The sequence below is a fragment of the Sulfitobacter sp. G5_S2_6_S6 genome (assembly GCF_054968505.1).
The window spans coordinates 506,439-530,670 of sequence record NZ_JBQKUI010000001.1; the positions used below are offsets into that span (position 1 = coordinate 506,439).

Consider the following 24,232-nt stretch of genomic DNA (forward strand, 5'->3'; position numbering starts at 1 on the left):
GATTGCCACGCGGGCGATCATGGCTATAGTGCGCGCTTCTTATACGCTCTAGCAAAGGCCCTTTTTCATGGAAAATCCACCTGTCGGCATCATCATGGGCTCGCAGTCCGATTGGGCCACGATGCGCGAGGCAGCGACGCTGCTGGATGAACTTGGTATCGCTTACGAGGCCAAGATCGTATCGGCACACCGCACCCCCGACCGGTTGTGGAGCTATGGGAAAACCGCCGCCGACCGTGGCCTGCAGGTGATCATCGCCGGTGCGGGCGGTGCTGCGCATTTGCCCGGCATGATGGCGTCCAAGACCCGCGTGCCGGTGATCGGCGTACCGGTGCAGACCAAGGCGCTGTCGGGTGTGGATTCGCTTTATTCTATTGTGCAGATGCCCCGGGGCTTTCCGGTCGCGACGATGGCGATCGGTGTGGCAGGTGCTGCGAATGCCGCGTTGATGGCGGCGGGCATTCTGGCCCTCCAAGACCCTGCCCTTGCCGCCCGTCTTGACGCTTGGCGCGATGCGCTTAGCGCGTCTATCCCAGAGGAGCCTTCGGATGACTGAAGCATTGAAGACAGGGGCCACCATCGGGATTTTGGGCGGCGGGCAATTGGGGCGCATGCTGGCCGTTGCTGCCGCACGTCTGGGGTTTCGCACGCATATCTTTGAACCCGGTGCCAACCCACCTGCAGGTGATGTCGCCCATGCGCTGACCACCGCTGGCTATGATGACGTCGACGCGCTGACCGCCTTTGCCAAATCGGTTGATATTGTCACCTTCGAGTTTGAAAACATCCCGACAGATGCGCTGGATGTGATCGAAAACATCACCCCCATCCGTCCCAACCGCGAGGCGCTGCGCACCAGTCAGGACCGTCTGGTGGAGAAACAGTTCCTCGAAGGTTTGGGCCTGACTGTCGCCCCCTTTGCCGATATCGCCAATGCCGCCGATCTGGAGGCCGCGATGACGACCATCGGCGCGCCGTCGATCCTGAAAACCCGTCGCTTCGGCTATGACGGAAAGGGGCAGTCGCGCCTGCGCAGCGCGGATGATGCGGCGGGGGCCTTGGCAGATATGGCTGGCAATCCTGCGGTGCTGGAAGGCTTTGTGAACTTCACCGCCGAAGTGTCCGTGATCGCCGCGCGCAGCCCCTCGGGCGAGGTTGCCTGTTTCGATCCGGGCGAGAATGTGCACCGCGATGGTATCCTGCACACCACCACCGTCCCTGCCCGGCTAAGCGCCGCACAGCGCATGGATGCGGTCCTGCTGGCCGCCAAGATCCTGAATGCACTGGATTATGTCGGCGTGCTGGGGGTCGAGCTCTTCGTCACGCCGCAAGGTTTCATCGTGAACGAGATCGCGCCACGGGTGCATAACTCGGGTCATTGGACGCAGAACGGCTGTGCGGTGGACCAGTTCGAACAGCACATCCGTGCCGTGGCGGGATGGCCCTTGGGCGACGGCAGCCGCTATGCAGATGTGGTGATGGAGAACTTGATCGGCGACGATATGGACCGCGTGCCCGAGCTGGCGAAACAGCGCGACACGGCGCTGCATCTGTACGGCAAGGCCGACGTCAAACCGGGCCGTAAGATGGGCCATGTGAACATCGTCAAACGGCCCAGCTAGGGCACTATCCGCGCGGGCCTAGCCTAGGAACCGCGCGGCAATATCACCGGACATATAGCTGACGCGCCCGCCCGACATCGTCAGGGCCACACGGCGCGTCTGCGCGTCGAGCACCAGCAGATCAGCCCGCTTTCCGGTGGCGATCACGCCCCGATCCGACAACCCCAGCACCGCCGCGGGCCCTGCCGATACCAAGTGCCACGCCTGCGCCAAGGGCAATACGCCACGATCCGCCAGCATGAAGGCCGCGCGTCGTGGCGACGGGTAATGGTAGTCAGAGGCAAGCGCCCCGCCGATCCCCATCGAAATCAGGTCAAGCGCGGAAACATTGCCGTTGTGCGACCCGCCGCGCACCACATTCGGCGACCCCAGCACCACATAATCCCCCGCCGCCGCTGCGGCTTCGGCTGCCTCCTGCGTCTCGGGGAACTCGGCGACGCGCACGCCACGCTTGCGCCATAGGGCGCGCCCTTCGGCGGTGGTGTCATCATGGCTGCCCATCTGGATGCCCCGCGCCGCCAGCACCTTGCACAGCCAGTCCAGCGCGCCGGGGACATCCGCGCTTTGGGCGTGCAGGTCTTGCATCATCCGCAGATGGTCGTCCGGATTGCGCCCTGCCTTCAGCGCTTGCCCTACCATGCGTTTGGGCACCTGCCCTTTCGCCAGCCGGTCGTGCGGCAGATGGTCGTTGAACACGACATAGGACAGCCCCCAGTCCTGCATGCGCTGCGGCAGATCGGCGTAAAGGTCCAGCAGATGCGTCTCGAGCCGGAGCTGTCCGCGCAGGTCCGTAACCAACGTATCCGACACCTGCTGGATCGCGCCAAAGACCTGTTCGGCAAATTCATAGCCGCGCAAGCCGCCTTCCCAACTGATGAACTGCGCCAGCACGGCGGTGGTGATGCCATTGGCGGCCAGCTCTGCCTCGGCGGCGACCAGACCCTCTTGCATGGTTTTCATCGCACCGCGACGGGGGGCGAGGTGCCGTTCGAACCCGTCCCCATGCACATCGACGATCCCCGGCACGATCATGTAACCGTCAAGATCAACGCGCGTGGTTTGCGCCACATCGGTAATCAGCCCCTGCGCAACCGCCAGCGGGCGGGGCTCAAGCACATCCGCGCCCAGGACGTGCGCCCCCGTAAATTCAACGTTCAGCATCGTTAGCCTTTTGTCCCGGCAAGCAGGCCCCATCGGGGCAGCCGATTGAATCCAGCACCGCGTCCACGAACCCCAGCGACCGGTCGAATTTCCCTGTGTCCAGATAGGTCATCGTCTGCGCAATCACCGTCGGGTTCAACATCATGAACGTATGCGTCACCGGCAGCATCAGAAAATCGCGCATCCCGTCGACCCGCGCGGATTGGACGGACACTTTGCCATCATCGCGCCCCGGCAGCAGCGACGAGAAATAGGGGTTCAGCGATTGCGTGCCCGCGATCACGCCCAGATCAAAGGTAACCGGAGGCAACCGCAGCGGAAGGGAGTTTTCACCCGTCCCCATCTGCGCCCCTGCGGGACCATTCATCCAATCAAAGGCGGCAAGATCACCCAGCGTGTCCACGACCTCGCTGCCGTGATTGGGCGGGGCCAGCATGACGACGCGGCCGATACGCGCATCGCCCGTTTCGGCAACCCATTGCCGCAGAAGGATACCGCCCATGGAATGGGTCACAAAATCCACCTTTTGCGTCCCGCATGCCGCGACTGCGTCGGGCAAGGTGCGGCGGGTCAGCTCTTCGACGGGGGCGGTGGTTGACGGGTAACCGGGGCGCACCACGGTGTAGCCCTCGGTCTCGAGCGCGGCCTCCATCACGGCAAAGGAGGTCTCTGTCCGGGCGAGCCCGTGCAACAGCACCACGCAGCGCCCCTCTCCGGCTGTGGAAAGCGACGCTTGCGCCTGTGCCATGCCCGACAGCACGCCAAGCGAGAAAATGATTGTGACCAGTGTTTTCATAGCTAGGGTCAAATAGACTGAAAACGCCGCATGTGAAATGCTTTGACGCATGCGCCGCGAGATTGAGGGTAAGATGGCGGAAAATAGCCCGCGTTTGGCGGTTCGTGCCGTGTTGGTCCATGAAGGCCGCTTGCTGCTGGTCAACGCCTATCCCGATGGCAAAAGCGACCTGATGTGCGCGCCCGGTGGCGGGGTAGAACGCGGCAGCGCCCTGCCCGACAATCTGATCCGCGAGGTGTTTGAGGAAACCGGCCTGCAGATCGCCGTGGGGGTACCCTGTCTGGTAAATGAATTCCACGACCCCGAGGGGGATTTCCATCAGGTGGATATCTACTTTCGCTGCACGGTGACCGGCTCTGCCGATGTGGACCCCGCGTGGCAGGACGCCGAAAGGATCGTGACCGACCGCCGCTGGGTCACCCCCGACGAGATGCGCGGTCTGCGGGTCAAGCCGGACAGTCTGGCGCAGGTCGCCTTTGGCAACGACCCGATCAGCTACGACCCGCTGGAGCCGACCGTGCGCTGACCGCCAGCCCGATTCCGCCAAGCACCAACGCGGTGGCAATGACCACCTTTGCGCCCAAAGGCTCTGCCAGCAAAAGCGCACCGGCAAGGATCGCGATGACCGGCACCGACAGTTGCACCACCGCCGCCGTCGCCTGCGCAAGCCTTGGCAGCACCGCATACCACAGCGCGTATCCGAGGCCCGAGGTGACGGCCCCGCAGACCACGCCAAGAGCAATGCCCGTGGGGGTATAGAATGTCGGCTGCACCAGCAGCAGCATAGCGACCAAGGGCGTGCAGATCACAAAGTTCCCCGCGCTGCCTGCCAGCGGGTCAGACGCACCTCGGCCAATGATCGTATAGGCGGCCCAGCCGAGCCCTGCGGCGATCATCAACACGGCGCCCAATGGGTCAACCGCCACGCCTTGCGACGGCCAGAGCACCAGCACCAATCCGGCAAAGGCCACCCCCGCCCCCAATAGCTTGCGCGGTGTCGGTGTCACGCCGAACAGCGCACCATGGGCGAACATGGCGATCTGAACCACACCGAACAGGATCAGCGCGCCCAAGCCTGCGTCCAGCGTGAGATAGGCGAGCGAGAAACCTACGATATAGACGGCCAGCGTGACCGCCCCCAGCCCCTGTTGACGTCGCAGCAAGGGCACCCGCCCGCCGCGCAGCACGACCAGCAGCGCCAAGAGCACCGCCCCTGACAACACCCGCACAACGGCAAATCCGGTGGGGTCAATATGCCCGCCCGCGATGGCAAAGCGGGTCAGGACAGAGTTGGCCGCGAAGGCGACCATCACAAGGGCGGTGAGCAAGAAGATACGCATGGCGACTGCTTAGGCTACCGACGCGCGACGTACCACGAAAAAGGGGCGCATCTGGTGATGCGCCCCTTCATTCTGTCAGCACAAGGGCGTGATCGCCCCCGCGGCGTGATTTACATCATGCCGCCCATGCCGCCCATGCCGCCCATGTCGGGCATGCCGCCGGCTGCGCCGCCGTCTTTCGACGGTTTGTCGGCAACCATGGCTTCGGTTGTGATCAGCAGACCAGCAACGGATGCCGCGTCTTGCAGCGCTGTACGCACAACTTTGGCAGGGTCGATAACACCGAATTTGAACATGTCGCCATATTCTTCGGTCTGAGCGTTGAAGCCGAACTTCAGGTCGTCGCTTTCGCGGATTTTGCCGGCCACTACGGAACCGTCAACACCAGCGTTTTCAGCGATCTGACGCAGAGGCGCTTCGAGCGCTTTGCGGACGATGCCGATACCAACGTTCTGGTCTGCGTTGTCGCCTGTCAGCCCTTCGAGCTTTTTGCCCGCTTGGACCAGTGCAACACCACCACCAACAACGATACCTTCTTGAACAGCGGCACGTGTCGCGTTCAGGGCATCATCAACGCGGTCTTTGCGCTCTTTGACTTCAACTTCGGACATGCCGCCAACGCGGATCACGGCAACACCGCCTGCCAGTTTGGCAACGCGTTCTTGCAGCTTTTCTTTGTCGTAGTCGGATGTGGTTTCTTCGATCTGGTTACGGATCTGAGCAACGCGTGCTTCGATCTCTGCCTTCTCGCCAGCGCCGTCAACGATTGTTGTTTCGTCTTTGGTGATGGTGACTTTCTTTGCCGAACCCAGCATGTCCATTGTAACGGACTCGAGCTTCATGCCCAGATCTTCGGAGATCACTTGACCACCTGTCAGGATCGCAAGGTCTTGCAGCATGGCTTTGCGGCGATCGCCGAAACCAGGTGCTTTGACCGCTGCGATTTTCAGGCCGCCGCGCAGTTTGTTGACAACCAGAGTTGCCAGCGCTTCGCCTTCAACATCTTCGGAGATGATCAGCAGTGGTTTTTGCGACTGGATCACTTGCTCAAGCAGGGGAACCATTGGCTGCAGCGAGGACAGTTTTTTCTCGTGCAGCAGGATGATCGCGTCTTCCAGCTCGACAGTCATCTTGTCGGAGTTGGTGACGAAGTAAGGGGACAGGTAACCGCGGTCAAACTGCATGCCTTCAACAACATCGGTCTCTGTTTCCAGACCTTTGTTCTCTTCGACGGTGATCACACCTTCGTTGCCGACTTTCTGCATCGCGTCCGCGATCTGACGGCCGATTTCTTTCTCGCCGTTTGCAGAGATGGTGCCGACTTGGGCAACTTCGTCGCTGTCGTTGACAGGGCGCGCTGCTGCTTTGATCGCTTCGACGACAGTGGTGGTCGCCATGTCGATGCCGCGCTTCAGGTCCATCGGGTTCATGCCAGCGGCAACCGATTTCATGCCTTCTTTAACGATGGCTTGAGCCAGAACGGTTGCGGTTGTTGTACCGTCACCCGCTTCGTCGTTGGTCCGGGAAGCAACTTCCTTGACCATCTGTGCGCCCATGTTTTCGAACTTGTCTTCCAGTTCGATTTCTTTCGCTACGGATACACCGTCTTTGGTGATGCGAGGCGCGCCAAAGGATTTGTCCAGCACAACGTTACGGCCTTTGGGGCCCAGTGTGACTTTGACGGCATCGGCAAGGATGTTCACACCCTTAAGCATCTTGTTACGGGCGTCGGTCCCGAATTTTACGTCCTTAGCAGACATAGTGTCTCTCCTAAAATCTTGGGTTGATGTCAGCGTATCTTGGGTGAGGCGCTAGGCCCCGGTCTGCCTGAGCTCAGGACAGGATCCCCATGATGTCGCTTTCTTTCATCATCAGCAGTTCTTCGCCGTCCAGGGTGACTTCTGTGCCGGACCATTTGCCGAACAGAACCTTGTCGCCGGCTTTTACAGCCATTGCGATCAGCTCACCGCTGTCCTTGCGCGCGCCTTCGCCACAAGAAACAACTTCACCCTCGGAGGGTTTTTCTTTTGCGGAATCAGGGATGATCAAGCCACCCTTGGTTTTTTCTTCGCTTTCGGTGCGGCGCACCAGCACACGGTCATGCAGCGGTTTAAATGCCATCTTTCAGCTCCTTAAGGCTCAAAGTTATTCTCCCAAGCCGCCCCTCCGGTCGAGGGGTGCAGCCATTAGCACTCAGCCCTGCCGAGTGCTAACGAGGGATAGCTAAGGATGTGCACGGCCCTAGTCAACCACGGTAATTTGAAAAATTTTAGCCAACTTGCCCCGTGGCCCGAGCAGGCTAGTCCGACCCAAGCACCCGCCCCGCGGCGGAAACGGCTTCGGCACCTGTCGGGGTCAGGCCGTATATGCCTGTCTCGATCTTTTCAAACCATCCGTAGTGATTGTCGCGCATCATGGCGGTTGCCCGCTGAACCTGGGTTTCGCGCGCGACATGGGCACCTTTGCTGGCCCCTGCCTCGAACAGGTACATCGCGAGCTTCAGCGCATCCTGCCGATAGGCGGTGACCAGCCCTGCCCGCGTCTGCCCGCCGTCATTCGGGTCACCCTGACGCCGTGCGAATTCACGCAGCAGCCGCGCCTGCCGCTTGGCGCTTTTGCGCGGCGCATAGGGGCCCGGGTCGCAATGCACCTCGACCAGACCATCCTGCAGCCGCACGGTGATCAACCCCAACCCCAAACGCCGCGCCAGTGCCGTGTTATCCTTGACCGCCTTGGCAAAACGTTTGCCCGGCTGACGGGCGACCGCCAGGTAGACATCATCGCTGACCGACAGACGCGCGATACATTGATGAAACAGCGCGAGGCTAAAGCCCAGCTTCAGCTCTACCACCACCGGCGGCTCTGCCCCGCGAACGGCCACGACATCGGCAGCCCCCACCTCTGACTTCACGACATAGCCCTGATCCTCGAGAAAGGATTTGATCGGCGGGTAAAGGTCGGTTTCGCGCGGGTTTGTCATGGGTGCAGTGCTACCAGCTTTGCCCCGCTGCTGAGAACCCCAAAGCCGCGGCTATCAGGCAGGTGGTGACAACTGCGCCAACCAACCATATAAGGCGCGCAAATCAACACTCTCCCACTGCAGGACATTCCTATGACAACGCTTGTTTTTGGCCATAAATCCCCCGACACAGACAGCACCGGCAGCCCGATCATCTGGGCATGGTACCTGAATGAAATCAAAGGCGTCGACGCCGCCCCCGCCCTGCTGGGCGAGCCCAACACCGAAGCGCTGTTCATGCTGGACCACTGGAAGCTGGACAAGCCACAGATCATCGACGACGTGCAGGCCGACCAGCCCGTTGTGATCGTTGACACCAACAACCCTGCCGAGCTGCCCGCCAGCATCAATGACGCGGACATCACCGCTATCATCGACCACCACCGTCTGGTGGGCGGGCTTGAAACCAAAGGCCCCGTCAACATCGTGATGGAGACGCTCGCCTGCACCGCGACGATCATGTACAAGATGATCGGTGATGACATGGCGCAGATGCCCACCAATATCAAAGGCGCGATGCTGACCTGCATCCTGTCCGACACGCTGGAATTCCGCAGCCCGACCACAACGCAAGAAGACACCGCCATCGCCCACGCGCTGGCCAAGGATCTGGGTGTCGACATCGCTGAATATGCGGCGCAGATGTTTGCGGCGAAGTCCGACGTCTCGTCCTTCACCGAGGCAGAGCTGCTGCGCATGGATTCGAAAGAATACGAAGTCGACGGCAAGAAATTCCGCGTCTCCGTTCTGGAAACCACATCGCCCGCAGCCGTGCTGAACCGTAAAGACGCGCTGATGGCCGCAATGCCCGGCGTTGCCACAGAAGACGGGGCCGATCAGGTATTGCTTTTCGTAGTCGACATCCTGAACGAAGAAGCCACCATGCTGATCCCCAACGACTTTACCAAGTCTGTGGCTGAGAAAAGCTTTGGCGCGACCGTCACCGGTGACAGCGTTGTCCTGCCCGGTGTGATGAGCCGTAAGAAGCAGATCATCCCGAACATCAAAGTCTAAACGGACCTATCCGGCTCCCTGCTTGGCGGGGGCACAAACGCAAAAGCCCCCCTGAGATCAGGGGGGCTTTTGTCGTTTCAGCGCCGCGCCGAAGCGCGAGGGGCTTATACCTTCAATGGGGTATCGCCGCGTTCCCATGCCAGCGGCTTGAACACGTCGTCGACGGGTGTCTGCGCGACGTGGTTCACGTAGTTGGAGATGGTTTTCTGCGCCATCCCAAGGATCACATCCAGCACCGCACGGTGGCCATAGCCCGCGTCAAAGAACGCTTTCATCTGATCGTCAGACACGTTGCCGCGCTGGCGGAACATCTGGACGGTAAAGGTGCGCAGCGCTTCCAGCTTGGGTGTCGGCAGCGCGGTTTCGTTGCGTAGCGCGTCGGAGATTTCGTCCGATACCTTCATCATCTTGGCGATACCTGTGTGCGCGGGGACGCAGTAGTGGCATTCGTTCTCGACGTTGATCGCCTGCCAGACCACTGTCAGCTCTTCCGCATCAAAATCGGTTTCGGTGAACAGCTTGTGCAGCACCTGATAGCCTTCGTAAGCCTGTGGGCTTTCGGCCAGAACCTTGTGCAAACCGGGCAGACGGCCAAAGGCCTTTTGCGACTGCTCAAGCAGCGGCTTGGAGGCTTCGGGTGCGGTATCAAGATCGTGAGAGGGGAAGGACATGGAAAAGCTCCTGTAAATGTTTCGCTAAAGTACATTTAGGGTTTATTGAGCGATCACTCAAGTATATAATTGAGCAATCATTCAAGAAAAGGTGATCCCATGCCCCGCAAACCCAGCTATGACCGTGAAGATCTGATCGAACGCGCCCGCGATCTGTTCTGGCAACGCGGTTGGGCGGGCACGTCGCTGAAGGACCTGGAGGCGAGCCTCAAGATGAAGCCGGGCAGCTTCTATGCAGCGTTCGGGTCAAAGGATGCGCTGTTCGAACTGGCGCTTGATCGCTACGCTGCTGACGGGTCAGAGCGGATGAAGACGCTTGCCCGTAACGAAGGCCCCCTGCCCGCGCTACAAAAATTTCCCCGCATGGTGATTTCGAATGACACCGCACCGGCCAAAGCCTGCATGCTCTCGAAAACCCTGCTTGAACTGCAAGCCCACCGTCATCCGCTGGCGCAAAAGGCAAACGCCCATCTGCTGAAGATGGAGCAGATGTTCGCAGAGCTGTTTTCCCAAGCCCAAGCCGCCGGTGATATCAGCACTGATCACGATCCGCGCAGTCTGGCGCGGCGCTACCAGTCCGATGTGCTGGGGCTGCGCGTCTCTGCGGAACGTGAGGGGGTGGATGCCGCCGCCATCGCGGGCGAAATCGCGGAGGGGTTGGCGCGGCTCTGACACGCATCAGGGCGCGGGCCTGTTGCGCTGCCCAGTTGCCCCGCGGGGGGATGTGTGCTTTCTGCGGTGCAAAGCTCTTGCAGATTGGAAAGCGGCCCATGACCCAGATTATCAATAACCTTTTCGAAATCTCTGACCGCTATGACGCCTTGTTCGTCGACCTTTGGGGCTGCGTTCACGACGGGGTCAAGGCGCTGCCGGATGCGGTCACCGCGCTGCAAGCCTATCGCAACGGCGGCGGCAAGGTCGTGCTTGTCACAAACTCCCCCCGCCCCCGCGACGGCGTGATCAAACAGCTGGCACATTTCGGGGTACCGGATGATGCGTGGGACGATATTGCCACCTCGGGCGATTCTGCGCGTACGGCGATGTATCGCGGCATGGTGGGCACGCAGGTCTGGCACCTTGGCCCGCCCACGGACAAGCACTTCTTTGATCCCAGCGACGTGCTTGATGATCCTGTCGATATCCAGCGCGTTGATCTGGAAGACGCCGAAGGCATCGTTTGCACCGGCCCTTTCGATCCGTCCGAAGACCCCTCCGTGCTGCGCCCGCAACTGCTTTATGCCAAGCAAAAGGGGCTCAAGCTGCTTTGCGCGAACCCTGATATCGTGGTGGACCGTGGCGATGTGCGCGAATGGTGCGCCGGTGCTGTCGCGGCGCTTTATACCGAGATGGGCGGGGAAAGCCTGTATTTCGGCAAGCCGCACCCGCCGATTTATGACCTGGCCCGCCGCAAGCTCTACGCATTGGACAAGGACATCACCGACAATGGCATTCTCGCCATCGGTGACGGCATCCATACCGATGTCAAAGGGGCCATGGGCGAGGATATCGATTCGCTTTTCATCTCTGGCGGTCTGGCCGCGCGGGAAACCGAAACGCAGACCCAGCCCGATCCCGAGGCGCTAATCCGTTATTTGGAAAAGGAAACATCGGCTCCGACCTACACAATTGGGCACCTACGCTGACCTACTTTTTCCTTGCGTTTCTGCGCCTGCAAAGTAATTAAGTTTCACACTAGATAAAACTGGCGTCACTTTATTACTGAAAGGGCTGGCATGTTGGACAATCTGCCCCGTGGAACGATCTGTATTGAAGATATCGAAATCGGCATGACGCGCTATCTGCGCAAGGTCATCACCGACGAAGACATCGAGATGTTCGCGCAAGTGTCCACTGATCGCAATCCGGTACATCTGGACGACGCCTATGCACAGGACACGATCTTTGAGGGACGGATCGCCCACGGCATGCTGACTGCGGGCCTGATCTCAGCCGTGATCGGAGAGCAGTTGCCGGGGCATGGCACCGTCTACATGGCGCAGTCGCTCAAGTTCCTGGCCCCCGTGCGCCCCGGCGATCTGGTCTATGCCGAGGTGAAGGTTACCAATATCGAATTCGACAAGCGCCGTGTGAAACTGGATTGCCACTGTGCGATTGACGGCAAAAAGGTCCTGATTGGCGAAGCAACCGTTCTGGCCCCGTCGCGCAAGTTCGACTGACGATAGCCCTCCCGCCAGCGCCCGTCCCGGGACGCTGCGGTTTTTCGGCACCGTGACCCGCCCCGCTGCTTGTCAGCACCGGCAGAGGGGGCTACCACCAAGCGCATGGAAATCATTCGCGACTATCAATTTGTATCCGCTTCCGATCAGGGGGCAACCGCCGCTATTGGCAATTTCGACGGGGTGCATCTGGGGCATCGGTCGGTCATCGATATGGCCCGTGCCGCCCTGCCCGACGCGCCCTTGGGCGTGGTCACATTCGAGCCACACCCCCGCGAATATTTCGCCCCCGACGCCCCGCCCTTCCGTCTGATGGGCGCAGAGGCGCGCGCGCACCAGTTGCAAAAGATCGGCGTCGACAAGCTGTATGAGCTGGGGTTCGATGCCGCCCTTTCCGGCCTCAGCCCCCGCGCCTTTGCGCAGGAGGTGATCGTTGATGGGCTGGGCCTGCGCCATGTGGTCGTGGGTGCGGACTTCAGCTTTGGCAAGGCGCGCGCGGGCACCTCTGAACAGCTGCAGGCCTTCGGTGCCGAGATGGGGTTCGGCGTGACCATCGCGCCACTGATGGCGAAGGGGCCCGATACCGTGTCTTCGACCGCGATCCGCAACGCGCTGACAGAGGCACGCCCCCGCGACGCCGCCGCGATGCTGGGCCATTGGCACCGCGTTGAAGGCCCGATCCTGCACGGTGAAAAGCGCGGGCGCGAACTGGGCTACCCGACGGCGAATATGTCAATCGACGGGCTGCACCCGCCGGCCTTTGGTGTCTATGCGGTGCTTGTCGATGTGCTTGAAGGGCCGCAGGCAGGGCGCTACCACGGCGTTGCCAGCCTTGGCGTGCGCCCGATGTTCGGCGAGAACACGGCCAACCTCGAGACATTCATCTTCGACTTCAAAGGCGATCTCTACGGCAAGCATGTCTCGGTCGCGCTGGTCGACCACCTGCGCGGCGAGGAAAAATTCGACAGTCTTGACGCCCTGATCACCCAGATGGATGCGGACAGCGCACAGGCCCGCAGCATTCTGGCCGCGCTATGACCGATCCGATTGCCGCCAAAGGTCTTGCCAAACGGTTCTGGGAAAAGAAGCCGCTCACCAAGATGTCGCAAGACGAATGGGAAGCGCTGTGTGACGGCTGCGGAAAATGCTGCCTGAACAAGCTTGAAGACGAAGACACCGAAGAAGTCGCCCTGACCCGCGTGGCCTGCCGCCTGCTGGATGATGCGACCTGCCGGTGCAGCCACTACGAGAACCGGCACCAGTTTGTGCCCGACTGCATCGTTCTGAAGCCCGACAATCTGGATACCCACGCCTATTGGATGCCGCTCACCTGCGCCTATCGGCTGCTGTGGCAGGGCAAGCCGCTGTATGACTGGCACCCGCTGATAAGCGGTGACCCTGATAGCGTGCATCGCGCGGGAATCTCGGTGCAGCATAATACCGTCTCGGAATTCGACACCCCGTTCGAGGAATGGGAAGACCACATTATCGAGGAGCCAACCTGATGTTTTTTGCCTCTGACAACGCGGGCCCTGTTCACCCCCAGATCATGAACCGTCTTGCTCAGGCAAACACCGGACACGCGATGCCCTATGGCAACGATCCCATCATGGAAGAAGTCCGCGACGCGATCCGCACCGCGTTCGAGGCACCAGAGGCCGCGGTCTATCTGGTCGCAACCGGCACCGCGGCCAATGCGCTCGCGCTGGCGTGCTACACCCAGCCGTGGCAGACGATCTTTTGCTCCGTCACCTCGCATATCCACGAAGACGAATGTAACGCGCCCGAGTTCTATGCCGGTGCCGCCAAGCTGACTGTGGTTGAAACCGACGACAAGATGACGCCCGAAGCGCTGACAAAGGCGATCGAGAAACACCCCGATGGCAATGTACATGGCGCGCAGCGCGGGCCGGTGTCGATCACGCAGGTGACCGAACGGGGCTCGGTCCACACGCTGGAAGAGCTGAACGCCCTCACCGCTGTTGCCAAAAGCTATGACCTGCCGGTGCATCTGGACGGGGCGCGCTTTGCCAATGCGCTGGTTGCCTTGGGCTGCACCCCGGCAGAGATGACGTGGAAAGTGGGTGTCGATGTCGTCAGCTTTGGCGGCACCAAGAACGGCTGCATGGGTGTCGAGGCGGTGATCTTCTTCGACCCCGCCAAGGCTTGGGAGTTCGAGCTGCGGCGCAAACGCGGGGCGCATCTGTTTTCCAAGCACCGGTTCCTGTCTGCGCAGATGGCGGGCTATATGCAGGATGATTTGTGGAAGACAACCGCCGCCTTGGCCAATGACAACGCGCGCCATCTGGCCGAGGGTTTGCGCGCCGCAGGGGCAACGCTGCTGCATAAACCCGACGCCAATATGATCTTTGCCAAATGGCCCCGCCGCATCCACCAGAAGCTGCATGATGCGGGGGCGAAATACTATGTCATGGACGGCCCATTAGAGGGCGACGACCCGAATGAGCCTTTATCCGCGCGGCTGGTCTGTGACTGGTCGATCGGCACAGAGGCAATCGACCAGTTCCTATCGTATTTCTGACCGCTATACCGTTTCGAGAAAGCTGCGGATTTCAGCGGCGACGGCCTGCGGGTGCGTGATCGGAGCCATGTGCCCCGCCCCCTCGATCGCCTTGCGTGTCACGTTCGGCAAACGGCGGGCGATGGACGTGCTGATCGCATCTACCATATCCGCCGATGTGCCCCCGTCCATCAACAGCACCGGCATCGCGGCGCGGGCAAACTTGCCCGGTTCTAGCAATCCGGCATTGTCGTCCCGCAAAAACGGCTGGCTGGCGGGCACATAATGGATACGGTCAGCCATATACTGGCGCAGCTTTTCCGGCGTCTGTTCCCATCCGCTGCCATCGCCCCAGCCGGTGTTGAAGATGCGCGCGGCCTCCATCCGGTCGCCCGCGTCAAAAGCCGCATCGAACCCGCCGGAGTTGCGATCCGCGGCCGCCACCCGTGCCGGATCGTCAGCCAGAGCCGCCGCGAAATAGACCGGTTCGATCATCGTCAGGCTGCGCACCAGTTCGGGGGTCTCGATGGCAATCCGCAAGCCGATCGTCGCGCCAAAAGAATGGCCGATAATATCAATCGGTTCGGTCACCAGTTCCCGCACCAGATCGGTCGAGTAGGCATGAAGGTCCCCCTGCCCGTCCCAATCGGCGGATTTCCCGTGGGAGGGCAGATCGGGGCACAGCAGCGTCAGTTCATCCGCCAACGCCTCGCCCACGCCGCGCCACGCGCCGGAATGGGCAAGCGTGCAGTGAACAGCCAGTGCCTGCCGCGGACCATGCCCGAATTGCCGTGTATATAAACCTGAACTCACAATTTACCTGCCATCACGAGGTCAAGGTCTTCAAGCCGGTCCTGGCCCCAGAACTTGTGGGCGTCGTCCAGAATATAGAATGGCGCGCCAAAGACGCCCTTTTCGACCGCCTCTTCCAGATTGCGCGCGTAGGTATCAGCCCCCTGCAGCAAGCCATTGTCGGCCAGCGCGGGATCAAAACCCGCTTTTTCAAGACAGTCGCGCACGACCGCATCTTCGGCAATATCGCGTTCCTCGGCCCAGACGGCTTTCATGATCAGCTGGCACAGCTTGCCTACGTCGCCACTTTCGTTCTGCGCTGCGATTATGGCGTAAGAAGACGGCGCGCCGTTGGTGGGCCAATGCGCGGGTTTGAGGTTGAACGGCATCCCCAGCTTCTTGGCCTGACGCGGCAGTTCAATCGCGCGATACTCTTGCCGCGACGGATGTCTATCTTTTGGAGGCTGCCCGCCCGTGCGCCCGAAAGCGGTAATCAGATCGAAAGGTTTATAGGTGATCGTCGCCCCGTGTTTGGCGGCGATTTCCTCAAGCCGGTTTCCCGCCAGATAGGCATATGGTGAAAGTGTCGCAAAAAAATAGTCGATATGGGGCATTTGGGTCTCCGATCAGGGCTGTGCAGCTTTGCCAGACCGTAAGGCCATGCTAAGCGGTGTCAACGTCACGATTCTGTCACATGTTCTGCATCCAGGGACCCTTTGCACATGGCTCAAACCACCGAACCCAAACTGATCTCAGGTAACGCGAACATGCCGTTGGCCAAAGCCATCGCACGGCGGATGTCGCTGCATCGGGGGGTCAACGTAGGGCTGGTCGACGCACGGGTCGAACGGTTCAATGACGGCGAAATCTTTGTGGAGGTTTACGAGAACGTCCGCGGCGAGGATATGTTCATCATCCAGCCAACGTCGAACCCCGCCAATGACAACCTGATGGAACTGCTGGTCATGGCCGACGCGCTGCGCCGGTCCTCTGCGGCGCGTGTCACGGCTGTTCTGCCCTATTTCGGCTATGCCCGTCAGGACCGCCGCACCAAGGCACGCACGCCAATCACCGCCAAGATGGTCGCGAATATGATGGTCGGCAGCGGCATTGAGCGTATCCTGACGATGGACCTGCACGCCGCACAGATCCAGGGTTTCTTCGATATCCCTGTCGACAACCTCTATGCCTCCCCCGTTTTTGCGCTGGACATCCAGAACGAATTCAAGGGCCGCATGGACGAGCTGATGGTCATCTCTCCGGATGTGGGCGGCGTGGCCCGCGCACGCGAACTGGCCAAGCGCATCAACTCCCCCCTCGCCATCGTGGACAAGCGCCGCGAAAAGCCCGGCGAGATTGCAGAGATGACCGTGATCGGCGATGTGACCGACAAAGTCTGCCTGATCGTGGACGACATCTGTGACACCGCCGGCACCCTGTGCAAAGCGGCCGAAGTGCTGATGGAAAACGGCGCGAAGGAAGTCCACTCCTACATCAGCCACGGCGTTATGTCCGGCCCTGCGGTCGAACGCGTTAGCAATTCGGTGATGAAATCGCTGGTCATCACGGACAGCATCGCGCCGACGCCCGCCGTCAAGCAAGCTACAAACATCCGGATCGTGCCCACAGCGCCGATCTTTGCGCAGGCGATCCTGAACATCTGGAACGGCACCTCGGTCTCGTCCCTGTTCGACGCCGACACGCTAGAGCCGATCTACGACGGCATGTACAAACCCGGCTAAGCGCCCCTGAAACAACGGCTGGGGGCGCTGCTTAAAGCTCCCAGTCGTCTTGCTGCGGCAACGGCCCGATGGCCATCCAAGACGCCCTGACGCGCGCGATACGCGTATCGCCCCAGGTGCGGAACACCAGTTCAAATCCCTCTTTCGTAACATTCTCTGATCGCAAATCCGCGCGCATGACCGTGGCGTTATCCACGTCCCACAGCGCAAGCGAGGCGTGTACCGTGGGGATATCGCGGTACGGCGTGGAGAAGGTGATATGGTTGCGCCGCTCGCGCTGGCCCTTCCCCGTCCACATCTCGCCACCATCCTGAAAATCGGAGAACAACACCGTTTCTCCGCTATCGATACCAACGCTGCTTGCGTTCATTCTTTTCATGGTGATGGCCTGCCCCAACCTGTCCTACCCCTACAATCCGACAACCATAAGTTAAGGTTAACAAATAGAAAAGGCCCCGCGGATGCAGGGCCTTTTCATCAAAACGGGCAAGGAAACGTCAGAGGCTGGGTTGCTTGCTCGACAAGCCGATTTCGTCCCCCATGGCGACCATGTCGGACAGCAGCTTGGCTGCGTCGTCTACGGGGCCAGGTTCATTCACGAAACCCTCTTTTGCCGTCGTGTACATGGCTTTGGCTTCGGCGATCATTTCGTCCAGATGCTCTTGGGTCATATCACCCTTGGACACCGCGCGTTCGGCCAGAACCGATACGCCTTCGGAAGAAATCTCGGCAAAGCCGCCGGTTACCACATACTCAGCAGTGCCTTCCGGGCCTTCAACACGCAGCACACCGGGGCGCAGCGTGGTGATGGTGGGGGCATGATCAGGCATTGCTGTCATGTCCCCGTCCGCACCCGGAATCTGAACGGCCGTCACCTGCATCGAGGCCAGCCGCCGCTCGGGCGAAACGAGGTCGAATTGCATTGTGTCTGCCATTTTCAGCGCTCCTTAAGCGGCGTCTGCCGCCATTTTTTCAGCTTTCGCTTTCACTTCTTCGATGCCGCCAACCATGTAGAAGGCACCTTCGGGCAGGTGATCGTATTCACCGGCAACAACCGCCTTGAAGGAGGTGATTGTCTCTTCCAGTGGAACCTGCTTACCGTCGGAGCCGGTGAACACTTTCGCAACGTCGAAAGGCTGGCTCAGGAAGCGTTCGATCTTACGCGCACGGGCAACGGTCAGTTTGTCGTCTTCCGACAGTTCGTCCATGCCGAGAATCGCGATGATGTCCTGCAGCGACTTGTAGCGTTGCAGGATACCCTGAACGTCACGTGCCACGTTGTAGTGCTCTTCGCCAACGATGGATGGGTCCATCAGACGCGATGTGGAGCCGAGCGGATCAACAGCAGGGTAGATACCCTTTTCCGAGATCGAACGGTCCAGAACGGTTGTCGCGTCAAGGTGCGCAAAGGATGTCGCGGGCGCAGGGTCGGTAAGGTCATCCGCAGGAACGTAAACGGCCTGAACCGATGTAATCGAACCGGATTTGGTCGATGTAATACGTTCTTGCATCGCACCCATGTCGGTCGCCAGTGTTGGCTGGTAGCCCACGGCCGAAGGAATACGACCCAGCAGAGCCGAAACCTCGGAACCGGCTTGGGTAAAGCGGAAGATGTTGTCGACGAAGAACAGAACGTCGGTACCGGATTGGTCGCGGAACTGTTCGGCCAGTGTCAGACCGGTCAGAGCAACACGCATACGCGCTCCGGGAGGCTCGTTCATCTGGCCGTACACCAGCGCAACCTGTGATTTTTCCAGATCATCGGGGTTAATAACGTTGGATTCGATCATCTCGTGGTACAGGTCGTTCCCTTCACGGGTACGTTCACCAACGCCCGCGAAAACCGAATAACCGGAGTGCACTTTGGCGATGTTGTTGATCAGTTCCATGATCAGAACGGTTTTACCAACACCGGCACCACCGAACAGACCGATTTTACCACCCTTGGCGTAAGGTGCCAAAAGGTCGATAACCTTGATACCTGTTTCCAGCACTTCGGAAGTGGTCGACTGTTCCGCGAATTCGGGCGCGTCCGCGTGGATCGAGCGACGCTCGGCCGATTGGATGTCGCCTTTTTCGTCGATGGCTTCGCCAACAACGTTCATGATGCGGCCCAATGTGGCGTTGCCCACTGGGATCGAGATTGGCGCGCCTGTGTCTTCGACGCGCTGGCCGCGAACCAGACCTTCGGTCGCGTCCATCGCGATGGTACGCACGGTGTTTTCGCCAAGGTGCTGAGCCACTTCGAGGATCAGTTTCTTGCCGTGGTTTTCAGTTACAACAGCGTTGAGGATCTCTGGCAGGTGATCCTCGAACTGCACATCGACGACGGCGCCGATGACTTGTGTGATTTTGCCGACTGCATTTGCCATGTCGTTTCTCCGATTTGTCCTACAGCGCTTCCGCGCCGGAAATGATTTCGATCAGCTCGTTGGTGATGACGGCCTGACGCGAACGGTTATACTCGATGGTCAGATCTTCGATCATGTCACCGGCGTTCCGTGTCGCGTTGTCCATTGCCGACATCCGGGCACCCTGTTCAGAGGCCGCGTTTTCCAGCAGAGCCGAGAAGATCGCCGTTGCAACGCCGCGCGGCAGCAGGTCGGCCAGGATGGCCTCTTCGCTGGGCTCGTAGTCGAACAGTGTCGTCGCCTCGTCCGCGCCTTCGGTCTCTTCGAAGGTCGCCGGGATGATCTGCTGTGCCGTCGGGATCTGGCTGACGACGTTCACGAACTTCGAATAGAAGATCGTGGCGATGTCATATTCACCCGCGTCAAAACGGCCAAGTACGTCCTTGGCGATCCCCTGCGCATCGGCATAGCCAAGGCGCTTGACGTCGCTGAGGTCAACGTGACCGACCAAAAGGTCGCCAAAGTCACGACGGATGCTGTCGCGGCCTTTCTTGCCAACGGTCAAAATCTTGACCTCCTTACCCTTGGCGATAAGGCCACGGGCATGGGCTTTGGCAAGCTTGGCGATGTTGGCGTTAAAGCCACCGCACAGGCCACGTTCAGCGGTCATGACAACCAACAGGTGAACCTGATCCGACCCCGTGCCGCTCAGCAGCTTGGGGGCGGTGTCAGACCCACCTACCGATGCAGCCAACCGCGACATCACAGCGTTAAAACGCTCTGTGTAGGGGCGGGACTGCTCGGCAGCTTCCTGCGCGCGGCGAAGCTTCGCCGCGGCAACCATTTGCATGGCTTTCGTGATCTTGCGGGTCGATTTGACCGACGCGATCCGGTTTTTTAGGTCCTTGAGGTTTGGCATGTGCCCTCCCTCCCTTAAGCGAAGTCAGCGGCGAAAGAATCGATGGCAGCTTTGATCTTGTCTTCCAGCTCACCCTTCACCTTGCGGTCGTTGTTGGTGATGTCAGCCATCAGGTCGGCGTGCTTGCTGCGCAGATGCGCCAGCAGGCCCGCTTCGAAGCGGCCGACTTCTTTGACGTCGATCTTGTCGAGGTAGCCGTTTGTACCCGCGTAGATCACGCAGACGATTTCCGCGTTGGTCAGGGGGGAGTACTGAGGCTGCTTCATCAGTTCTGTCAGGCGCGCACCACGGTTCAGCAGCTGCTGAGTGGAGGCATCAAGGTCGGAACCGAACTGAGCAAAGGCCGCCATTTCGCGGTACTGAGCCAAGGACAGCTTAACCGGACCAGCAACAGAAGACATCGCTTTGGTCTGAGCCGAGGACCCAACGCGCGAAACCGACAGACCGGTGTTCACAGCAGGACGGATACCTTGGTAGAACAATTCGGTTTCCAGGAAGATCTGACCGTCGGTGATCGAGATCACGTTGGTTGGAATAAACGCGGAAACGTCACCACCTTGGGTTTCGATGATCGGCAGAGCTGTCAAAGAGCCGTTGCCTGCGTCATCACCCAGTTTCGCCGAACGCTCGAGCAGACGGGAGTGGAGATAGAAAACGTCACCTGGGTAAGCTTCACGCCCGGGCGGACGACGCAGCAGCAGGGACATCTGGCGGTAGGACACGGCTTGCTTGGAAAGGTCATCATAGATGATCAGCGCGTGACGGCCGTTGTCGCGGAAGAATTCCGCCATAGCTGTTGCGGAGTATGGTGCGAGGTACTGCATTGGTGCAGGCTCGGACGCGGTGGCGGCAACAACGATGGAATAATCAATCGCGCCTGTTTCCTCGAGCTTTTTAACCAGCTGGGCAACAGTCGAACGTTTTTGACCGATCGCAACGTACACGCAGTACATTTTCTTGCTCTCGTCGTCGCCTGCGGCGTCGTTGATCTGCTGTTGGTTCAGGATCGCGTCCAGAGCAACGGCAGTTTTACCGGTCTGACGGTCACCAATGATCAGCTCACGCTGGCCACGGCCAACGGGGATCATCGCGTCAACGGATTTCAGGCCAGTCGCCATTGGCTCGTGTACCGATTTCCGTGGGATAATGCCGGGGGCTTTAACGTCCGCGAGGCCACGCTCGGTGGATTCGATGGGGCCTTTGCCGTCGATAGGGTTACCCAGACCGTCAACAACACGACCCAGCAGACCGTTGCCGATTGGCACGTCCACGATGGAGTTGGTGCGCTTGACGGTGTCGCCTTCTTTGATGTCGCGGTCGGAACCGAAGATAACAACACCGACGTTGTCTGTCTCGAGGTTCAGGGCCATGCCCATGATGCCGCCGGGGAATTCGACCATCTCGCCAGCCTGGACGTTGTCCAGACCATACACGCGAGCGATACCATCACCAACGGACAGAACGCGGCCAACTTCGGCAACTTCTGCTTCTTGACCAAAGTTCTTGATCTGGTCCTTCAGGATCGCAGAAATCTCTGCAGCTTGGATACCCATTTATCCGACCTCTTTCATTACATTCTGGAGGGAATTGAGCTTTGCGCGGATCGACGTGTCGATCATCTTAGAGCCCACTTTTACGATAAGACCGCCAATGAGGGAGTCATCAACGGTCGCATTCAACGTTACTTTTTTGCCTGTGGTCGCGGCGAGCGACTTGGACAGTTTTTCGGACTGCGCTTTGGTCAGCGCCTTGGCCGAAATCACATCAGCAGTCACTTCGCCTTTTTCAACGGCGATGATGTCACGCAGGTTCTGGACCAGCTGCGGCAGGACGAACAGACGGCGCTTGTTGGCCATCAGTTCCAGCGTGCTGGCGAGCGTCTGGGACAGGTCCATCTTTTTGGCGATGGCACTGATCGACGCGGCTTGCTGTTCGCGCGTGTAGATCGGCGAATTGATCAGATCGCGGAAATCTTCGCTTTCGGCCAATGCGGCTTGCAGCGCATCAAGATCTTTCTCGATCTGGGGAAGGGCTTTGGCCTCTTGGGCCAACTCGTACACGGCGGTCGCATAGCGTTGTGCGATACCTGTAGAGATTGATGCTGTTTCGGACACGTCCATCCTCTCATACGTCAGGGCCGGATAAGCGAATACATCGCGTCACCGGGGTGTTGGCGCGACTTGAAATTACCCAAGACGTCTAAATCAGGGCGGATGTAGCAGACGGACCCGCATCCCGCAACACAGTATAGTGAGGTTGCCACAGGAAAGCGCCCCTTATTCTTAGCGCAATGCACCCCTGCGACGCTTTGACCTGATCAACCTGCCTAAAAATCAATAGACATCCGGCAATTTCGGGTGTGGCAGCGATTCTTGCCACCGTGGCGCGGGGGTCACATAGGCTGTGGCAGGACCGCCTGAACTGCCGAAGGCGTCACCGCGCCGACCCCTTCCAAAACGCGGATCGACCGGCGCGCTGGCGTGCGTGCAACCTTGCCCTTGGGCGGGTACACCAGCTTGGTCACCTCGACCATAAACGCCCCGCCCGCCATGATCGTCGGCATGTGCCGCCCGACTTTTTCAAACAGCGGCCCCGCGCGCCGGAACGTCCGTCTGGTCGAGGGCATCAGATACAGCGCACCCAACTGGCGCTCGGGCAGGAACTGGTGTTTGCGCAGTTGCGTTTCGAGCTGCCCCAACGAATAGGGCCGCCCGTATCCGAAGGGCGTAATATCGCTACGCGCCCAGAACCCTGCACGGTTGGGCACGATGAACAGCGCCCTGCCCCCCGGCCCCAAAACGCGCCAGCATTCCTCTAGCAGGTCGCCCTGCCGGTCAGACGTTTCAAGCCCGTGCATCAGAACCAGCCGGTCGACATGTCCGGTTTCGATCGGCCAGAGCGTTTCTTCGGTCAGCACAGAAGTATTGGGCATGCCCGCGGGCCAAGGCATGACCCCCTGCGGCCCCGGCATCAGCGTCATCACCCGCCGCGCATCCGCCAGATAGGGGCGCAGCAAGGGGGCCGCGAAACCAAAGCCCACAACGGTCTGCCCCTTGGCCTCGGGCCAAAGCTCAAGCATGCGGGTACGCAAGGAATGCTGCGCCGCGCGGCCAAGGGCACTGCGATAGTAAAAGTTGCGCAGGTCTTGGACATCAAGGTGCATGGGCAAAGGGCCTTGTTGGGTGGATCGCCCCGACCCTAGACCAAAGCCACGCGCCGCAAAAGAGCGTACTGCGCGAAACCCGTTTGCAGCACCGCCCCGCCCGCGCTAGCGTGGTGATCCGCACCCCGAAACCCCGACCGGAGCCGCTGCCATGTCCTTTGATCTTGTGACCATCCCCTGCCTGTCCGACAACTACGCCTTCCTGCTACGCGACCAGACCAGCGGCAAGGTCGCCTTGATCGACGTGCCCGAGGCCGCGCCGATCGCTGCCAAGCTGGACGAGCTAGGCTGGACGCTGACAGAAATCTGGCTGACCCATCACCACCCCGACCACATTCAGGGCGTGCCCGCGCTGATTGCCGACCACCCTGCCCGCGTGATCGGTGCCAAGGCTGATGCCGAACGCCTGCCCCCGCTGGACGCGGCCTATGACGACGGGCAATCCTTCACCTTCGGCGCGCATACGGTCGATGTGATCGATGTGTCGGGCCATACCGTCGGGCATATCGCCTTTCACGTCCCCGCGGCCAAATGCGTCTTTACCGCCGACAGCCTGATGGCGCTTGGTTGTGGTCGCCTGTTCGAAGGCACGCCCGCGCAGATGTGGGACAGCCTGCAAAAGCTGATGCGCCTGCCCGCCGATACCACCGTATGTTCGGGTCACGAATACACGCAGTCGAACGCAAAATTCGCCCTGACGGTTGATCCGGAAAACGCGGCACTTATATCTCGTGCAAGAGAGATCGATCAGGCCCGTGCTGATGGCGAGCCGACAGTTCCCTCGACGCTTTCAACGGAACTTGAAACCAACCCCTTCCTGCGCCCGTCCGATCCGGGCATCCGTGCGCAACTGGGGATGGTCAACGCCACCGACACCGATGTGTTTGCCGAAATTCGCGCGCGCAAAGACCGTTTCTGACCGCCGCAATCATGGTCTAAAATCG

Annotated in this window: 28 protein-coding genes; 12 read left to right on the forward strand and 16 right to left on the reverse strand. The window is 60.1% G+C overall.

Features of this window, described 5'->3' with window-relative positions; translation table 11 throughout:
- Nucleotides 1-67 precede the first annotated feature (67 nt).
- Nucleotides 68-556, forward strand: coding sequence for a 5-(carboxyamino)imidazole ribonucleotide mutase (gene purE / locus ACTRWK_RS02395; protein ID WP_289081748.1), 489 nt, complete (start codon nucleotides 68-70; stop codon nucleotides 554-556).
- Nucleotides 549-1,622, forward strand: a complete 1,074-nt coding sequence (locus ACTRWK_RS02400; RefSeq protein WP_009825189.1) for a 5-(carboxyamino)imidazole ribonucleotide synthase — start codon at nucleotides 549-551, stop codon at nucleotides 1,620-1,622. Before purE ends, ACTRWK_RS02400 begins: the two co-directional genes overlap by 8 nt.
- 18 nt (nucleotides 1,623-1,640) lie before the next feature.
- Here the strand turns inward: ACTRWK_RS02400 and ACTRWK_RS02405 are convergent, their stop codons facing one another.
- Both ACTRWK_RS02405 and ACTRWK_RS02410 read right to left on the reverse strand, forming a co-directional pair.
- Nucleotides 1,641-2,783 (reverse strand): alpha-D-ribose 1-methylphosphonate 5-triphosphate diphosphatase, encoded by a 1,143-nt coding sequence (locus ACTRWK_RS02405; RefSeq protein WP_289081747.1) that lies wholly within the window; start codon nucleotides 2,781-2,783, stop codon nucleotides 1,641-1,643.
- The gene (locus ACTRWK_RS02410) at nucleotides 2,770-3,579 is read right to left on the reverse strand and encodes an esterase/lipase family protein (RefSeq protein ID WP_289081746.1); all 810 of its coding nucleotides are present in this window, start codon (nucleotides 3,577-3,579) and stop codon (nucleotides 2,770-2,772) included. Before ACTRWK_RS02410 ends, ACTRWK_RS02405 begins: the two co-directional genes overlap by 14 nt.
- Before the next feature lie 49 nt (nucleotides 3,580-3,628).
- Between ACTRWK_RS02410 and ACTRWK_RS02415 the strand changes: the two genes are divergently transcribed.
- The gene (locus ACTRWK_RS02415; protein ID WP_289081745.1) at nucleotides 3,629-4,105 is read left to right on the forward strand and encodes an NUDIX domain-containing protein; all 477 of its coding nucleotides are present in this window, start codon (nucleotides 3,629-3,631) and stop codon (nucleotides 4,103-4,105) included.
- Here the strand turns inward: ACTRWK_RS02415 and ACTRWK_RS02420 are convergent.
- The 4 genes from ACTRWK_RS02420 to ACTRWK_RS02435 all read right to left on the reverse strand — a co-directional run bounded on the left by ACTRWK_RS02420 (nucleotide 4,071) and on the right by ACTRWK_RS02435 (nucleotide 7,899).
- A complete protein-coding gene (locus ACTRWK_RS02420) occupies nucleotides 4,071-4,919 on the reverse strand; it encodes a DMT family transporter (protein WP_168592965.1) in 849 nt (282 codons plus the stop codon). The genes ACTRWK_RS02415 and ACTRWK_RS02420 overlap by 35 nt on opposite strands.
- Before the next feature lie 110 nt (nucleotides 4,920-5,029).
- Nucleotides 5,030-6,679, reverse strand: a complete 1,650-nt coding sequence (groL, locus tag ACTRWK_RS02425; RefSeq protein WP_005849541.1) for a chaperonin GroEL — start codon at nucleotides 6,677-6,679, stop codon at nucleotides 5,030-5,032.
- Nucleotides 6,680-6,752: 73 nt separating this feature from the next.
- Entirely contained in the window at nucleotides 6,753-7,040 is a 288-nt protein-coding gene (locus ACTRWK_RS02430) for a co-chaperone GroES (RefSeq protein ID WP_005849542.1), read from the reverse strand.
- A 178-nt stretch (nucleotides 7,041-7,218) separates the two neighbouring features.
- Complete coding sequence (locus ACTRWK_RS02435) at nucleotides 7,219-7,899, reverse strand: DUF2161 domain-containing phosphodiesterase (RefSeq protein WP_074634703.1); 681 nt, start codon at nucleotides 7,897-7,899, stop codon at nucleotides 7,219-7,221.
- 132 nt (nucleotides 7,900-8,031) lie between these two features.
- Between ACTRWK_RS02435 and ACTRWK_RS02440 the strand changes: the two genes are divergently transcribed.
- Entirely contained in the window at nucleotides 8,032-8,952 is a 921-nt protein-coding gene (locus ACTRWK_RS02440; protein ID WP_289081744.1) for a manganese-dependent inorganic pyrophosphatase, read from the forward strand.
- A gap of 104 nt (nucleotides 8,953-9,056) precedes the next feature.
- On the opposite strand, the gene ACTRWK_RS02445 is transcribed toward ACTRWK_RS02440, so the two are convergent.
- On the reverse strand, nucleotides 9,057-9,623 hold the full coding sequence (locus tag ACTRWK_RS02445) for a carboxymuconolactone decarboxylase family protein (RefSeq protein ID WP_005849548.1): 567 nt from the start codon (nucleotides 9,621-9,623) through the stop codon (nucleotides 9,057-9,059).
- A gap of 99 nt (nucleotides 9,624-9,722) precedes the next feature.
- On the opposite strand from ACTRWK_RS02445, the gene ACTRWK_RS02450 reads away from it, so the two are divergent.
- The 6 genes from ACTRWK_RS02450 to ACTRWK_RS02475 all read left to right on the forward strand — a co-directional run bounded on the left by ACTRWK_RS02450 (nucleotide 9,723) and on the right by ACTRWK_RS02475 (nucleotide 14,342).
- On the forward strand, nucleotides 9,723-10,295 hold the full coding sequence (locus ACTRWK_RS02450) for a TetR/AcrR family transcriptional regulator (RefSeq protein WP_289080221.1): 573 nt from the start codon (nucleotides 9,723-9,725) through the stop codon (nucleotides 10,293-10,295).
- A gap of 98 nt (nucleotides 10,296-10,393) precedes the next feature.
- Nucleotides 10,394-11,266 carry a TIGR01459 family HAD-type hydrolase gene (locus ACTRWK_RS02455; RefSeq protein WP_009825198.1) on the forward strand — a complete coding sequence of 291 codons (873 nt, stop codon included), beginning with the start codon at nucleotides 10,394-10,396 and terminating at the stop codon, nucleotides 11,264-11,266.
- A 90-nt stretch (nucleotides 11,267-11,356) separates the two neighbouring features.
- On the forward strand, nucleotides 11,357-11,800 hold the full coding sequence (locus tag ACTRWK_RS02460) for a MaoC family dehydratase (protein WP_005849555.1): 444 nt from the start codon (nucleotides 11,357-11,359) through the stop codon (nucleotides 11,798-11,800).
- A gap of 105 nt (nucleotides 11,801-11,905) precedes the next feature.
- Nucleotides 11,906-12,838, forward strand: a complete 933-nt coding sequence (locus ACTRWK_RS02465; RefSeq protein WP_289081743.1) for a bifunctional riboflavin kinase/FAD synthetase — start codon at nucleotides 11,906-11,908, stop codon at nucleotides 12,836-12,838.
- The gene (locus ACTRWK_RS02470; protein ID WP_037944761.1) at nucleotides 12,835-13,305 is read left to right on the forward strand and encodes a YcgN family cysteine cluster protein; all 471 of its coding nucleotides are present in this window, start codon (nucleotides 12,835-12,837) and stop codon (nucleotides 13,303-13,305) included. The genes ACTRWK_RS02465 and ACTRWK_RS02470 overlap by 4 nt, the downstream gene beginning before the upstream one ends.
- A complete protein-coding gene (locus ACTRWK_RS02475) occupies nucleotides 13,305-14,342 on the forward strand; it encodes a threonine aldolase family protein (protein WP_289081742.1) in 1,038 nt (345 codons plus the stop codon). The genes ACTRWK_RS02470 and ACTRWK_RS02475 overlap by 1 nt, the downstream gene beginning before the upstream one ends.
- Before the next feature lie 3 nt (nucleotides 14,343-14,345).
- Here the strand turns inward: ACTRWK_RS02475 and ACTRWK_RS02480 are convergent, their stop codons facing one another.
- Both ACTRWK_RS02480 and ACTRWK_RS02485 read right to left on the reverse strand, forming a co-directional pair.
- Entirely contained in the window at nucleotides 14,346-15,134 is a 789-nt protein-coding gene (locus ACTRWK_RS02480; protein ID WP_462843781.1) for an alpha/beta fold hydrolase, read from the reverse strand.
- On the reverse strand, nucleotides 15,131-15,727 hold the full coding sequence (locus ACTRWK_RS02485; RefSeq protein WP_289081740.1) for a 2-hydroxychromene-2-carboxylate isomerase: 597 nt from the start codon (nucleotides 15,725-15,727) through the stop codon (nucleotides 15,131-15,133). The genes ACTRWK_RS02480 and ACTRWK_RS02485 overlap by 4 nt, the downstream gene beginning before the upstream one ends.
- A gap of 108 nt (nucleotides 15,728-15,835) precedes the next feature.
- On the opposite strand from ACTRWK_RS02485, the gene ACTRWK_RS02490 reads away from it, so the two are divergent.
- Nucleotides 15,836-16,855: a ribose-phosphate pyrophosphokinase gene (locus ACTRWK_RS02490; protein ID WP_005849565.1), complete on the forward strand. Its 1,020-nt coding sequence runs from the start codon at nucleotides 15,836-15,838 to the stop codon at nucleotides 16,853-16,855.
- 31 nt (nucleotides 16,856-16,886) lie between these two features.
- Here the strand turns inward: ACTRWK_RS02490 and ACTRWK_RS02495 are convergent, their stop codons facing one another.
- From ACTRWK_RS02495 to ACTRWK_RS02525, 7 genes are all read right to left on the reverse strand, one after another.
- On the reverse strand, nucleotides 16,887-17,225 hold the full coding sequence (locus ACTRWK_RS02495) for an H-type lectin domain-containing protein (protein ID WP_081858800.1): 339 nt from the start codon (nucleotides 17,223-17,225) through the stop codon (nucleotides 16,887-16,889).
- A 127-nt stretch (nucleotides 17,226-17,352) separates the two neighbouring features.
- Nucleotides 17,353-17,790 carry a F0F1 ATP synthase subunit epsilon gene (locus ACTRWK_RS02500; RefSeq protein ID WP_005849569.1) on the reverse strand — a complete coding sequence of 146 codons (438 nt, stop codon included), beginning with the start codon at nucleotides 17,788-17,790 and terminating at the stop codon, nucleotides 17,353-17,355.
- A gap of 12 nt (nucleotides 17,791-17,802) precedes the next feature.
- Nucleotides 17,803-19,227 carry a F0F1 ATP synthase subunit beta gene (atpD, locus tag ACTRWK_RS02505; protein WP_005849570.1) on the reverse strand — a complete coding sequence of 475 codons (1,425 nt, stop codon included), beginning with the start codon at nucleotides 19,225-19,227 and terminating at the stop codon, nucleotides 17,803-17,805.
- Between the two features lie 19 nt (nucleotides 19,228-19,246).
- Nucleotides 19,247-20,125 carry a F0F1 ATP synthase subunit gamma gene (locus ACTRWK_RS02510; RefSeq protein WP_009825207.1) on the reverse strand — a complete coding sequence of 293 codons (879 nt, stop codon included), beginning with the start codon at nucleotides 20,123-20,125 and terminating at the stop codon, nucleotides 19,247-19,249.
- Nucleotides 20,126-20,139: 14 nt separating this feature from the next.
- Complete coding sequence (gene atpA, locus ACTRWK_RS02515) at nucleotides 20,140-21,678, reverse strand: F0F1 ATP synthase subunit alpha (protein WP_005849573.1); 1,539 nt, start codon at nucleotides 21,676-21,678, stop codon at nucleotides 20,140-20,142.
- Nucleotides 21,679-22,239, reverse strand: coding sequence for a F0F1 ATP synthase subunit delta (locus ACTRWK_RS02520; RefSeq protein ID WP_174226613.1), 561 nt, complete (start codon nucleotides 22,237-22,239; stop codon nucleotides 21,679-21,681).
- Between the two features lie 278 nt (nucleotides 22,240-22,517).
- Nucleotides 22,518-23,288 carry a methyltransferase domain-containing protein gene (locus tag ACTRWK_RS02525; RefSeq protein WP_005849577.1) on the reverse strand — a complete coding sequence of 257 codons (771 nt, stop codon included), beginning with the start codon at nucleotides 23,286-23,288 and terminating at the stop codon, nucleotides 22,518-22,520.
- Between the two features lie 151 nt (nucleotides 23,289-23,439).
- Here ACTRWK_RS02525 and gloB point away from each other — a divergent pair, with 151 nt between their 5' ends.
- The gene (gene gloB / locus ACTRWK_RS02530; protein WP_037944769.1) at nucleotides 23,440-24,207 is read left to right on the forward strand and encodes a hydroxyacylglutathione hydrolase; all 768 of its coding nucleotides are present in this window, start codon (nucleotides 23,440-23,442) and stop codon (nucleotides 24,205-24,207) included.
- The last annotated feature ends 25 nt before the right edge of the window (nucleotides 24,208-24,232 follow it).